Annotated in this window: 13 protein-coding genes and 1 pseudogene; 8 read left to right on the forward strand and 6 right to left on the reverse strand. The window is 51.2% G+C overall.

Going from position 1 to position 13,377, the window contains the following annotated elements; translation table 11 throughout:
- Window positions 1-86: 86 nt before the first annotated feature.
- Together JNE38_RS27355 and JNE38_RS27360 are read left to right on the forward strand one after the other, a co-directional pair.
- On the forward strand, window positions 87-629 hold the full coding sequence (locus tag JNE38_RS27355; protein ID WP_203354201.1) for an AEC family transporter: 543 nt from the start codon (window positions 87-89) through the stop codon (window positions 627-629).
- An 87-nt stretch (window positions 630-716) separates the two neighbouring features.
- Window positions 717-2,102 (forward strand): DUF1254 domain-containing protein, encoded by a 1,386-nt coding sequence (locus tag JNE38_RS27360; protein WP_203354202.1) that lies wholly within the window; start codon window positions 717-719, stop codon window positions 2,100-2,102.
- Between the two features lie 34 nt (window positions 2,103-2,136).
- Here the strand turns inward: JNE38_RS27360 and JNE38_RS27365 are convergent, their stop codons facing one another.
- From JNE38_RS27365 to proV, 5 genes are all read right to left on the reverse strand, one after another.
- Window positions 2,137-3,021: an RNA polymerase sigma-70 factor gene (locus JNE38_RS27365; protein ID WP_203357769.1), complete on the reverse strand. Its 885-nt coding sequence runs from the start codon at window positions 3,019-3,021 to the stop codon at window positions 2,137-2,139.
- Between the two features lie 47 nt (window positions 3,022-3,068).
- Window positions 3,069-4,241: an NAD(P)/FAD-dependent oxidoreductase gene (locus JNE38_RS27370; protein WP_203354203.1), complete on the reverse strand. Its 1,173-nt coding sequence runs from the start codon at window positions 4,239-4,241 to the stop codon at window positions 3,069-3,071.
- Between the two features lie 150 nt (window positions 4,242-4,391).
- A complete protein-coding gene (locus JNE38_RS27375; RefSeq protein ID WP_203354204.1) occupies window positions 4,392-5,318 on the reverse strand; it encodes a glycine betaine ABC transporter substrate-binding protein in 927 nt (308 codons plus the stop codon).
- Between the two features lie 11 nt (window positions 5,319-5,329).
- Window positions 5,330-6,169: an ABC transporter permease gene (locus JNE38_RS27380; RefSeq protein ID WP_203354205.1), complete on the reverse strand. Its 840-nt coding sequence runs from the start codon at window positions 6,167-6,169 to the stop codon at window positions 5,330-5,332.
- The gene (gene proV / locus JNE38_RS27385) at window positions 6,169-7,392 is read right to left on the reverse strand and encodes a glycine betaine/L-proline ABC transporter ATP-binding protein ProV (RefSeq protein ID WP_203354206.1); all 1,224 of its coding nucleotides are present in this window, start codon (window positions 7,390-7,392) and stop codon (window positions 6,169-6,171) included. Before proV ends, JNE38_RS27380 begins: the two co-directional genes overlap by 1 nt.
- 261 nt (window positions 7,393-7,653) lie before the next feature.
- On the opposite strand from proV, the pseudogene JNE38_RS27390 reads away from it, so the two are divergent.
- From JNE38_RS27390 to JNE38_RS27405, 4 genes and pseudogenes are all read left to right on the forward strand, one after another.
- Window positions 7,654-8,198: pseudogene (locus JNE38_RS27390) on the forward strand (GbsR/MarR family transcriptional regulator).
- Window positions 8,199-8,450: 252 nt separating this feature from the next.
- Window positions 8,451-9,014, forward strand: coding sequence for a cysteine hydrolase family protein (locus JNE38_RS27395; protein WP_203354207.1), 564 nt, complete (start codon window positions 8,451-8,453; stop codon window positions 9,012-9,014).
- A 109-nt stretch (window positions 9,015-9,123) separates the two neighbouring features.
- A complete protein-coding gene (locus JNE38_RS27400) occupies window positions 9,124-9,801 on the forward strand; it encodes a helix-turn-helix domain-containing protein (protein WP_203353744.1) in 678 nt (225 codons plus the stop codon).
- A 14-nt stretch (window positions 9,802-9,815) separates the two neighbouring features.
- Window positions 9,816-10,676 (forward strand): IS3 family transposase, encoded by an 861-nt coding sequence (locus JNE38_RS27405; RefSeq protein WP_238933452.1) that lies wholly within the window; start codon window positions 9,816-9,818, stop codon window positions 10,674-10,676.
- 95 nt (window positions 10,677-10,771) lie between these two features.
- On the opposite strand, the gene JNE38_RS27410 is transcribed toward JNE38_RS27405, so the two are convergent.
- Window positions 10,772-10,975 (reverse strand): YwbE family protein, encoded by a 204-nt coding sequence (locus JNE38_RS27410; protein WP_203354208.1) that lies wholly within the window; start codon window positions 10,973-10,975, stop codon window positions 10,772-10,774.
- A gap of 99 nt (window positions 10,976-11,074) precedes the next feature.
- Here JNE38_RS27410 and JNE38_RS27415 point away from each other — a divergent pair, with 99 nt between their 5' ends.
- Together JNE38_RS27415 and JNE38_RS27420 are read left to right on the forward strand one after the other, a co-directional pair.
- Window positions 11,075-11,551, forward strand: coding sequence for a hypothetical protein (locus tag JNE38_RS27415; RefSeq protein WP_203354209.1), 477 nt, complete (start codon window positions 11,075-11,077; stop codon window positions 11,549-11,551).
- Window positions 11,552-11,732: 181 nt separating this feature from the next.
- Complete coding sequence (locus JNE38_RS27420; RefSeq protein WP_203354210.1) at window positions 11,733-13,355, forward strand: response regulator; 1,623 nt, start codon at window positions 11,733-11,735, stop codon at window positions 13,353-13,355.
- Window positions 13,356-13,377 lie beyond the last annotated feature (22 nt).

Below are 13,377 nucleotides of genomic sequence, written 5' to 3' on the forward strand. Positions count from 1 at the left end.
ATCCCAGGAGTACAATTCTCCTGATTCTCTATTTCTTTGTTCCAGCTATCGCTTTTGTCAAAATCTATGAAGCCACTCTTTCTCCGATGCTGCTTTTGCAGGTCGTTGGTTTTCTTCTCATTCAGTTCGCCCTGTTACTGCTCCTGACCGAAACGATCGGCAGGCTGTTTCGCTTTTCCAAAGGTTTCTCCGCGAGTTTTTCGAACAGCGTGGTACTCACCAACAATGGTAACATCGGGATTCCTGTAAACGACCTCGCCTTTCGCCACGATCCGCTCGCGATGTCCATCCAGATTGTCGTAGTCGTATTTGAGATACTGGTTACCTTTACGTTTGGGCTCTTGAAAGCAAGTGCGGCGACAAAAGGACTGCGCGGCTCCATCCGCCATTTTTTCCGCCTTCCTGTCCTGCATGCCATCCTTCTCGGCTTGCTCTGCAATCTTATGCAGATACGTGTCCCTGACTTTCTATGGGTACCGGCAAAACAGGCAGCGAGGAACAGCGCTTCTCTGGCATTGGAATACAACAACGAACCTGAATTTGCCGCACAGGCTGTCCTGGTCTCTACCCTGCTGAGTACGATTACACTCACGTTTTGCATATCGCTTGCCTCTGTGTTTTTTCCGTAAACCGAGCCTTTCCTTTGGGTATAAAAGCCCCTCCTCCGTGAAAAATACATGTGCACCATCATTTTTCCCCTTTTTCGGGAGGCCTTTATGAAAAGAGCGCTTCGCTACGCCATGTCAACAATCCTATCCATCTCCCTTAGCTTGTTTCCATCATCTGCGCGACATGCGGAATCTGCTCAAGGACCTACTGTCAATCCGCTGCAGCGGCTCTCCCAATCCCAGGAAGAGCTCGCCTACACTCTGGGAGTGCAAGCGTATATCTACGGCTATCCTCTCGTCGTTACAGCCAAAACGATGGGTGACATGACGCGCAGCCTGGCACCGCTCAACCAGTTTGGCTACATGGAATCACTGGCTTCTCCAGCATTTCGCGCCATCGTCACTCCCAACTCCGATACTCTCTACCTGAACGCGTGGCTAGATTTATCGCAAACGCCTGTCCTGCTCCAGGTGCCGGAGAACCCCGAAAACCGATACTACACCGTGCAAATGCTGGACGCCTACACCAATACGTTTCACAATGAATCCAATCGCCTGACGAAGGGAAAAGCGCGGCAAAGCGTCATCGTCGGGCCCAACTGGAAAGGCTCGCTGCCACCCAACCTGCCTACGATTCACGCGCCTACGAATACCGTTTGGCTCATCGGCCGAGTCGAGGTGAAGGGAGAGCAGGACCTTTCCAAAGCGATCGCCTTTGAAAAACAGATTCAGATCAAGGCTCTTGTGCCCGGCTCGCCTCGCACCTCTCCGGAAGTGCCGAAGAACGCGCTGACTTCCCTGGATTTCTATCGGGTGATGACCGATGTGATTCGTAAAAACCCTCCTCCCGCCTGTGATCATGTTCTGCTCAACCAATTCGCGTTGGCAGGGATTGATGTCCAATCAGGGTTTGATCCAGCAAAACTCACCCCAGCGAAGCTCGCCGGATTGAAGCGTGCGCTGCAAGATGCCCCGAACATCGTCCAAAACGGATTTCCTCCCTATGCGACCTTCCAAAATGGCTGGGGTTCTTTTTCGCCAATCGGCACGTATGGCGACCAGTTTTTGGCCAGGGCTTTTATCGCCTTTACCGGACTCGCTGCCAACGTTCCCGAAGAGGAAGCCTACTACCGCGCCTTTACGGACAGCAAGAACCTGCCGCTATCCGGCGATAAGGCGTACACGCTCCATTTTGAACCGAGCGAGGTACCCAAGACGTCAGCTTTCTGGTCCATCAATGTGTACAACGATCAGCTGTACCTGGCGCAGACCGAAGCCAATCGTTCGTCAGTTCGAAGCAATAACGGCACTTTGCGACTCAATCCCGACGGTTCACTCGACATCGCCATTCAAAAATCCCCTCCAGCCAACCAGCAGGTCAATTGGCTGCCGGTTCCCGCAGGTCGCTTTAATCTCGTCCTGCGAGTCTTTGCACCAGAGCCGGGAACGCTTGGGCCGCAGCACACCTGGCCAGCCATTCGGGAAAACCGCTAGATCTGTGCACAAAAAACCCCCTTCAGCCTTTCGGTTAAAGGGGGTTTATGCTTCCTTCGACATACTTCAGCTTATCCGGGTTACGGACCAGGTAGAGATGACGGATGGCTTCTTGCTCCACATGGAGGAACGTGACACTGTCCAATCTTCCTCCCAGGTACAGGGCGAGCGCCGTCTGCCCACCATTCAGCGCGACGAGCTCTACGCGCAGCTCCTCGCCCTCGACAAACTTGCGCATGATGCCGAACAGGAACTGGGCCACACGTTCTCCTGTGACGATCGGACGAAGCGCGGCAGATACTTTTCCTCCGCCGTCGGAGATCAGTTCCGCATCGTTTGCCAGCAGGGTGAGCAGCGTATCGATCTTGCCGTTCGCAAGGGCAGACAAAAATCGATCGAACCACTCGTGGCTGATTTCCTTGTCGTCCGCAGGAATCGGTTCATCAGGCGCCAGACCCATTTTGCTCTTGGCGCGGCTGATGATCTTGCGGCAATTCGCTTCGCTCTTCCCGACCAGTGCCGCAATGTCATGATAGTCAAAAGCCAGGGCCTCTCGCAGGACAAACACCGCGCGTTCACCCGGGGAGAGCCGCTCCAGCAGGACGAGCATCGCGTACGATAGCAGGTCTTTTTGGAGGACGGATTCATAGCTGTCGGTGTAGGTCGCAGAGACAGGCTCCGGAAGCCACGGACCTGTGTAGAGCTCCCGCTTTTTGCGTGCGGATTTGAGCAGATCGAGGCAGCGGTTGGTCGTCATCTTGCACAAGTAGGCTTTCGGCTCTTCGATTTGCTCCCACTTGACATCGTGGACCTTGAGGAACACGTCCTGGACGATATCTTCTGCATCCGCAGCGGAGCCGGTCATTTGATAAGCAAGCCGAAAAAGCAGCCCTTTATATTTCTGGTACAAAGCCTCCACTTCAGACTCACTTCCCCGTCTCATGAATGGTTGGACCAAAGATTCCCTCATTTTACCATACTCGCAACATTCCAAGTGAATTCTCGAAGCTTCCATCCGAGCTTTCCAGTCAAAATGATATCCAGCCCCCATTGCCGCGTCCAAACAATGCCCCGCTGCGGCCCCAGACCGATGCAGTAGAAATCCATGTAGCTCTTATGAGTGGGAGCGGAATGCCCATCCAAGTCAGCCAATACAATATGGGCAAGCCTAGCCGCCTGTCCGGTACCCTCTTTGCAAGTCATGCGGTCTGCCCGTCCTGTGGCGGAATCCACGATGCGGGCGCAATCCCCGATGCTGTATACGCCCGTTGTCCCGACGACACGGTAAGACGCATCCACTTCTACCTGTCCCTCTGCAGTCAGCGGCAGCCCCATTTGACCTAAATGCGGATTCGGCACAAGACCGAGAGACCATACGCAAAGCCCGACTGGGATGGTGCGCCCGGTAGATAAGGTCAGCAGCCCGGCCTGCTCATGCAGCACCTTTTGTTTGTGCATGACGCTCACGCCGCCTTCCGCGAGCAGTTGTTCCAGCTTTCTTGCCATCTTGAGCGGCCCCTCCGGAAACAGCCGCTCTTGCGAGTTGATGAGCAAAACGCGGACGTCACTCGCGTCGATGCCCAGTCTATTCGCCTCCACACGCATCGCATATGCAAATTCAGCTGACATCTCGATTCCCGTGATGCCCGCTCCGGCCACCGCCAGCGTAAGCAAGCGCTGCCGCTCCCGAGGATCTCGCTCATGCACGGCTTGCTGCATGTTCGCCTTCCACTGCTGGCGAATGGCCTTTGCAGCCTGCACATCCGTCAACGTCACCCCTCCTTGCTCCCTCGCTGCTTGCCTCGCCTGGCTGCCCACGGCCAGGATCAACATGTCGTAGCTCAGCGTCTGCTCCTTCCCGGCTTCGTCTGCGTATCGCAGCTTCCGTTCGGTACCATCTACGTTTTTCACCGTGCCCTGCACGACCTCGACCTCTTCCGGAAACAGCGTTTGAAGTGGAATGACTACATCCGTCTGCTCCACCGCTGGTTTAAAAAGAAGGACTTTGCGCAGGTGATGGGGGTTTTGATCGATGAGAACCAACCGTACGGGACGGTTCTTCAACGTCTTTTGGATCTCGCGCACCGCATGAATGCCTGCGTGTCCTCCACCGACAACGATACATGTGATCTCTTTCATGAGAATCTCTCCTCCGCTTCGATTTGACCATGTAACGAGGAGGAGCTCATTTTTGTGACATAAAAAAAAGCCTTAGCTCGACCCTCATCGAGCTAAGGCTGAATCACTGAATTTACTAGAGGTGTAGAACACAAGGCTATCACTGGCCCCTTACTTCTTCAAATCTTCAATGGAGGTAATGTTCATATAGGTCGGAACCGCCAATCCCAGCTTGGTTCCGTTCAGGTTCGGACCGAGGTCCTCTACGTTGGCGCCTAATTTTTTGAAGTAGTCTTCATGGGTGGTCGGCAGCCAAGCCGCCACCATGCCGTCGACGTCACCGTTGGATACACCGACCCACATCGGGCCTGCTTCCACTTGGCTCAGCTCGACTTGATATTTCAGCTTTTGTTCCAGGACGGTTTTCACGACGTTGGTGCTGGCAATCTCAGAGTCCCACGCGACATAGGCAAGCGTCAGCTTTTTGCCTTCAGCAGGCTGGATTCCTTCTACCCACTTGTTTACCGTCTCTTCATTGTTTTTCACCCAGTCAGCCGCTGCTTCCTCCGGCTTTTTCCCATCCGCGATGTCGAGCATCACTTTTTCCATGTCAGCCGGCTTCCACTCGAACTTGTCGAGGAAGGCATAAGCACTCGGCTGATCCTCTTTCAAGCCTTTGCGCACGATGGTGTGAATTTGCTCGTCCTTGCCGTACGCGCCCTTCGGATCTTCCAGGTACTTCATTTCAAACTTGGAGAACATCCAGTGCGGTGTCCAGCCGGTTACGATGATCGGCTTCTTTTCTTTATAAGCTTGGGTCAGCTCCGCAGTCATCGCTGCACTGGAGCCTTCGACCAGTTCCCAGTCACTGAGTCCGTATTCTTTCATCGCTTTGTCGGTTGCTTTCATCAATCCGGCACCGGGGTCAATCCCGATGATCTTGTGGTCGACCTGTTCTCCTACGCTGCCTTGAGCAGCCTCGGTGTTGCCTGCAGGCTGATTGCCTTCCTGCGGCGCGTTATTGCTCCCGCATCCTGCCATCAGCATGCTCAGTCCCAATACGACAGCTAACCCCTTGATCGTTGTTCCTTTTTTCATGAAAACCCCTCCTACGCGTTTTTTCTCTTTCCTACACCTTGAGTGATGCGATCCAGCAATATCGCCATGATCACAATCGCGAGACCAGCCTCAAAGCCTTGCCCGATATTGATCTGGGTGACGGCACGATAGACGTCCGCCCCAAGCCCTTTCGCCCCAATCATCGAGGCGATCACGACCATGGACAGGGCCAGCATGATACTCTGGTTGATTCCCGCCATCATCGTGGTTTTCGCAATCGGCAGCTGTACTTTGGTCAGCTTTTGCCAGTAGGTCGATCCGAAAGCATCGGAAGCCTCAATCAAATCAGCAGGGACTTGGCGAATCCCCAGATTGGTCAGGCGGATCGTCGGCGGCATCGCGAAGATGACAGAGGCGATCACCCCCGGCACTTTCCCCAGCCCGAAGAAAAAGATGGCTGGAATCAGATACACAAACGCCGGCATGGTCTGCATGAAGTCAAGCAGCGGCGTGACGACCTTCTGCACGGATTCGTTCTTGGCGCACCAGATCCCCACCGGAATCCCGACGACCACAGAAATCAAAGCCGCGGTCAGCACCAACGCAAGGGTCTCCATGGAATGCTCCCAGTACCCCAGATTTTGAATCAGCAATAATCCAATGAAGGTAAAAAGAGCCATCGTCCATCTTCCTGCCCGATAGGCAAGCAGCGTGAACAAGATAATCACTACCCAAAACGGCAACCCAGTCAAAATCGCATTGAACAGATCAACCGTTCCACCAATCACGGTGGAAATGAAATCAAACAGGAATCCCAAATGCTTATCCAGTCCATCTACAATGACCTCTATCCATTCATCCAGAGGCAGCTTTGGAAAAAGTTGATTCATTACGCATTCACCTGCCCTTCCTCTTCAGTCGGCGGCGCACTTTCCTGATTCACTTTTCCTGCCAGACCACCCAGCACGGCACCTTTTACAATCACGCCCAGCAAGCGCTCTTGTTCACCTGTGACCGCAACCGGGATATCGGAAAACGCCACAAGGTCAAACAGCTCATTGAGGAGCGTCTGCGGACCTACCTTTGGCACTTCTGTGCGCAGCACTTCCTCCAGCGATTTGCCAGTCAGCTTGGCGTCATTGACAGCATCCGCCGTCAGCACGCCGAGCAGCGTCTTTTTCCTGTCGACGACGTACAGGCTGGAGACACCGCGATCTCTCATCATTTGGAGAGCGACCCGCGGACCTTTGTCCAGTGTGATCGTCTCCGCCCGCTTCATGACGTGCTCCGCGGACAAGACCTTCGAGCGATCCACGTCTTCCACGAATCTCTCGACGTACTCGTTCGCCGGGTTCGTCATGATTTCTTCCGGTGTGCCGATCTGCACGATCGCACCGTCCTTCATCAAGGCGATCCGATCCCCGATCTTCAGCGCTTCATCCAGATCATGCGTAATAAAGATGATGGTACGCTGCATCGAGCTCTGCAATTCCAGCAGCTCATCCTGCATGTCTTTGCGAATCAGCGGATCGAGCGCACTGAATGCCTCGTCCATCAGCAGCACATCGGGATCGTTGGCCATGGCGCGAGCCAGACCGACACGCTGCTGCATCCCGCCGCTGAGCTGATCGGGATAGCTCTGCTCCCATCCGGACAGACCGACAAGCGCGAGTGCATCCTTGGCTTTCTGTTCCCGTTCAGTCTTCGGTACATTCTGTATTTCCAATCCATAAGCGGCATTATCCAGGACCGTTCGATGCGGAAAGAGCGCGAATTTCTGAAAGACCATTCCCAGCTTCTTGCGTCGCACCTCTTGAAGCTGCTCTGTATTCATGCTGACGATATCTGTACCGTCAATGAGAATCTTGCCCTCCGTCGGCTCGATCAATCGATTCAGCAATCGGACCAGCGTGGACTTCCCGCTACCCGAGAGCCCCATGATTACGAAAATCTCACCAGCGTGCACTTCAAAGCTCGCTTGGTTCACCCCGAGAGTCAGACCGGTTTCTTTCAAAATTTCAGCCTTGGCCTTCCCCTGTTTTACAAAAGGTAATGCTCGCTGAGGCTGGCGTCCAAAGATCTTCGTCAAGTTTTCTACTTTAATTTTGGGCATATGGTCACCTCCAACTTTCTGCCCGATTCCGGACGTTCACTACCCTTACTATTGTATCGGTGCGTCATTTTTCCCTCAAATTGGGTGAGACTCGATAATCGGGCATTTTCAGCGTTCAGAAAAAACTTTACGTACTTTTCTTACCGTATTCGCAGAATACCTCGTATATACTGTACGATATCTTCATTTACTTTTTCCGGTCAGAAACGTACAATTCTAGTCAGGTAATATGAAAGACTTAGAGGAGCTGCTTTTTTCAAAATGGAAACCAAACAGGAAAGAATCCTCGAAAAAGCTCAGGAACGCGTGATCGAGACCCTTGCGAGAAACATGGATTTGTACGGCATCACCATGTCGACGGGCTGTTGTACGGCACCTTGCTGTTTCAGGACAAGTCAATGACGCTCGATGAAATGGGAGAAGCGCTGGGAATGAGCAAGACCAGCATGAGCACCGGTGTTCGCACGTTAATGGACTTAAATATGGTAGAAAAGATATGGAAAAAAGGGACGCGCAAGGATCATTACGAAGTCAATCTGGACTGGTACCAGAACTTCATCGATCTCTTCTCCGTCAAGTGGAGACACGCTTGTGAGCAGAACGTGATGAGCTTGAAAAAGTCGCTGCAGGAGCTGCGCAGCCTCCAAGCAATGGAAGACCTTTCAGATGAAAACAGGGAACGTGTTGAACTTTCCATCGAGCGAATCGAGAATGGGCTGGATTATTATCATTGGCTGTCGCGATTGATCGATTCTTTTGAGTCACACGATATCTTTCAGTTTGTACCGAAAAAAAATGAGCTGTAGGAACTCCGAAACAAAGAGAGGACATCATCCCCAGACAAAGGATGTTGTCCTCTTTTTTCTATATATTTCCGTTTCGCTGTGTTACACTTCCCATACAGGCGTACTGCTTTACTGGCTGCCTGTACTCTTTTGTACGAAAGGAGATGGCGTATATGAGCACATTCAATCTTCGGAATAATCATACAGAACTGCTTGCTACTACCAACAAAAAGGGGGATGCGCAAAGCTAATCCCCATCTGAGGAGGAAGTCCATGAATCGCACTACCGCTCTGCTCGTCATTGATGTTCAGACAGGAATCGTCGAAGGCACTTCGGATCAGCAGCCCGTTTACCAAAAAGAATCGCTGCTCCAAACCATCCAGGCTTTGATTGACCGGGCCCGCAGAAGGTCCATCCCCGTCTTGTACGTACAGGATGTGGACGTTAAAGCAGCAGGAGAAGAGGCTTTCGCGATTCACCCTGCCCTTCAGCCTGCTCCAGATGAACCCGTCATCCTGAAAAAAGCAACGGATTCCTTTCACGGCACCGACTTGCACGATCAGCTGCAGGCTTTGGGGATCGACCATCTCGTGATCGTCGGCTGCAAGACGGAATATTGCGTGGACAGCGCCTGCCGCAAAGCTACCACCCTCGGCTATGACGTCACGCTGGTTCATGACGGTCATTCGACGACAGGCAATGCCGCCCTTCGTGCCGAGCAAATCATCGCTCATCACAACACATGCCTGCACGGACTTAGCAATCTAGATCCATTCATCATCGTACGTCCTGCCAAGGAAGATGTTTTTGTACCCATCCATGATTCGTACAGGTAAGTAACCAATTCGTCAGACAGCAAAAAAACGGGCTGACCGCTATGTGATATGCTCCCCTTTAAGTAGACAGGTGAAATAATGAAACCTGCTAATAAAGGGGAGCATTTTCATGTCTAAAGTACAATTTACTGCGTCAGAAAAACTGGCCATCCTTCTGGAGATCGATAGCGGTCAGATTGGTGTTATGGCTGCTGCTAAAACATACGGTATTAGCAAAACAACCGTAGTGAAATGGCGACGGCGATATGAGGTGTACGGATACAAAGGGTTAGAGATTCAATCTTACAATAGAACTTACTCGGTGGAGCTTAAGCTTCAAGCCGTTCAAGATTATCTAACCGGTCATTACTCCCAATATGAAATCATCGATAAATATAAAATCGCCAGCCGCACCCAACTCAAGAATTGGGTAGACAAGTATAATGGTCATAGCAGCTTAAAATCGTATAACGAAGGAGCAAAAGCTATGACGAAAGGTCGGGCTACAACATGGCAGGAGCGAATTGACATCGTTCACTACTGTCTTGCACATAAACATGACTATCAGGAGACGGCGAGCCAGTATCAAGTGTCTTATCAACAAGTATACCAATGGGTCAAGAAATATGAGGATGGCGGGCTAGATGCCCTACAGGATCGTCGTGGTCGGAAGAAGCCTGTTGAAGAGCTAACTGAAACAGAGCAGGAAAAGATGGCGATGAAGAAGTTGGAGTATGAAAATGAGCGGCTTCGAGCGGAGATTGCTTTCTTAAAAAAGTTACAGGAATTCCAAAGGAGGCGAGTTTAAGGCAGCACCGACAGGTGCATGTTTATTTAGCAATCCAGTCCATTCAGCAGGAAGGAGAGTTTAGTCTACAGCTACTATGCGAAATTGCAGGGGTTCCACGGTCAAGTTATTACAAATGGCGTAACCACAAGCCTAGTTTGCGTGAACTGGAAAACCGACAACTGATTCAGGCTATGCTTTTACTCCATGAGCAGGTTGGGGGAATCTACGGGTATAGACGATTGACACTTCATTTACGCCGACAAACCAAACTGCGAATTAACCACAAGCGGATGAAACGCCTAATGAAGATGGCCGGTGTCCAATCGGTTATTCGTAGGAAGAGAAAGAAATATGCACGATCAACTCCTCAACATATTGCCGAGAATTTGTTAAACCGTGAGTTTCATGCAGCAGCACCAAACGAAAAGTGGGTAACGGATGTTACGGAATTCAAATACGGCAGTGGAAAGAAGGCCTATTTAAGCGCAATTCTGGATTTACATGACAACACGGTTGTCTCGTACGCTTTCGGTCATTCCAACAACAATGCCCTGGTAATTCGAACGGTGAAATCGGCCCTGCAAACGGTACGGGTAAACAAGCCTATGCTCCACAGTGATCGGGGTTTCCAGTATACCTCTTCGAGGTTCAAAAGATTGTTTGGGCACGAAGTGGTCCAGAGCATGTCCCGAGTTGGCAGGTGTATCGATAATGGTCCCATGGAAGCTTTCTGGGGAACACTGAAATGCGAGAAGTATTATTTGAATACATACAGTACCTTTGAGGAACTTGAAAAAGACATTAAGGACTACATTTATTTCTACAATAACGAACGATTACAGGCAAAATTAGACGGCCTCAGTCCCATGGAATTCAGGACCAAGGCCGCTTAACCGGTTTTTATTATTTGTAATGTCTACTTGACGGGGTGCAGTTCAATGGTCGTACGCCCGTTTTTTCATTGGAAGGAACTGACTTTCCGATCTGACTACTCGCCTTTTTTGTAAATCTCCTGCACTCTCCCTACCTGTCCGTCCGTCAAACGCACTTTGATGCCGTGAGGATGTGTGCTGGAATTGGTTAAAATATCTTTGACGATGCCACGAGTCCGCTTCCCGGTGCGCTGATCCTGCTTCAAGACAATGTCGACTTCCAGCCCTGCCGTGATGTCTTTTCGGTTTTTCCCATTCATTTTCATCGATCTCCTTTTATCTACAATCATCGATCTTTTTCGCACTTGGACTTACCTATGATATAATCGACAAACAAATCTATCTCACCGGAGGAATCCATGCTTACTTTTGAAGAGAAACTGGCTATCATTGAAACTTTTCCGCAATTGACGCGCAACGATGTGTCCCTGAAGCGGGTGAATTTTCATTTTGAAGGCAGTTTGCACGAGAAAAAAACAGTCGTTTACCATCTCCATCCAAACGGTAACGGCTTCGTATACGGCGCGTATCTGAAAGGCTATCGCAAGGATGACAAAGGCAATATCAACATCCGCGATTTTTCGGCGGACGAGCTGCGCACCGTCATTGAAGCCTCCATTGAAATGCTTTCCCATAAACGGGAAACCGCACCTCAGACAAATCATTCGAAGGAGCAGGTCGAGGAAACGTGGACGGACAAGAACAACAACACCCTGCAGCTGCAGCAAGAGGACTCACTATGGAACGTCTACCATGGCATGAATCTGGAAGCTTCCTTTGAATCGTATGTCGAAGCCGAGCAGTATTTGAAAGAAGAAGGCTTTTCCCGTAAATAGAGCTATTCACCGATTTGTCCAAAATCACTTCCTGACCCTCCCCAGCCTTGGATAAACTCTCCTGATCGGGACCCTTTCACCCAGCTAGATGTACCATACCAAATCGTAAACCTTGACACAATTGGCCAAGCAGTCTGACCGGACTGCTTGGGCCCAACCGACAAACGGGGGATCGTACGGCATGACGAAGTATCGAGATGCACTTTTGGCCAATATTCACAAGCAGTTAGAGGTGTGGTTCGATCTCGACGGACCACTCTCCCATGAAGAATTATACCGCTTTCTCCATTCCTTGAAAGGAACCTCGGGTACGATTGGACTTACCGACATGTCGCTTCTGTCCCAAACCCTCCTGGATAAGCTGGAAGCGATGCCGCCTAAAGAATGGCAACCGAATGAATGGCGTGAATTTTTGCTTGCATTCATTTCACTTTGCTATGAGCATCGTTCGCAGCAAGAGCTGAACCTGGAGGATCTCGGACAGACCCGGGAAAAAAGCTATGAAAACCAGCCGCTCGTCCTGATCCTGGATGATGATGTCACACTCTTGATGTATGTAAAGGAATATTTGGAGAAGCGCAACTGGTCGGTCATTGCGACCGTCCATCCGCACAAGGCGCTGGATTACTTTCATGACATGAAACCGGACTGTCTCATCCTGGATCTAAATATACCGGAGACAGGCGGCTTCCAGGTGATGCAGACGCTCAGTGAAAAAATCAGGAAGCAATACGTCCCCACGACCGTGATCAGTGTAGACTGCACCCGGGACACTCGCCTTCGTGCCTATCGCTTGGGGGCTGATGACGTCATGTGCAAGCCTCTCGATATGGAAGAGCTCGCTGTGCGACTGGAACGTCAATTATACCGCAAACACTGGATGAACCGAATCCTGTTTCTGGATGAGCTGACAGGCGCGTACAATCGAAACTCCCTGCTGGACACGTATCAACGGCTGCTCGGTGAAGCAAGGAGGTCCGATGCTCCCCTCTCGCTCGCCTTCCTGGATATCGATCATTTCAAGAAAGTCAATGATACATACGGCCATCTGGTCGGTGATGATGTTCTGAGTAGATTCGCCTCTTTTATCCAGAGCAGCGCAGACAAGCACGACATCCTGTTCCGCTACGGCGGAGAAGAGTTTCTTTTGCTGATGCCAAAGGCGAGTGCAAAAGAAGCCAGGCTGCGGATGCAGCAGATGCTGGACGCTTTTTGCAGGCTGACATTCGATTCCGCCAGCGGACCGTTTTCCTTGAGCTTTTCTGCGGGCGTGGTACAGGTCACAGACGGCGAAAAACCATTTCCGTATTGGCTGGAAGTTGCCGATAACTCTCTGTATAGAGCCAAAAACCTGGGCCGGTGCCGGATTGAGGAAGCCGTGCTCTCCGAAAAGGCAGAATCGCCGCAAATCAAGCTCAAGGTGGCCATCATCGATGACGATGCGTTGATCCGAACGGTGCTGGCAGAATCCGTGAAGGATAGCTTTGACGGCTGGATTCACGCGGATATTCAAGAGTTTCGCGATGGAGAATCTTTCTTTCAGAATGACTGGCATCGCGGTCCAGAGCCTTATCTCGTGATTTTGGATGGCATCATGCCCATCATGGACGGTTTGGAGGTGCTGCAGCGAATTCGAGCTCTGCCCAATACCAAGCGCTATACCGTCATCATGCTGACAGGGCGCACCGAGGAGCACGACATCGTAGGTGCCCTGCAGCTGGGGGCGGATGATTATATGACCAAGCCATTCAGTACCAAAGAGTTGGAGGCAAGAATCAGGCGCCTGGTGAAACGAATGGTTTAAAGACAAGGTGGAGTGAAAACGA

Source organism: Brevibacillus choshinensis, from assembly GCF_016811915.1.
Lineage (GTDB): Bacteria > Bacillota > Bacilli > Brevibacillales > Brevibacillaceae > Brevibacillus > Brevibacillus choshinensis_A.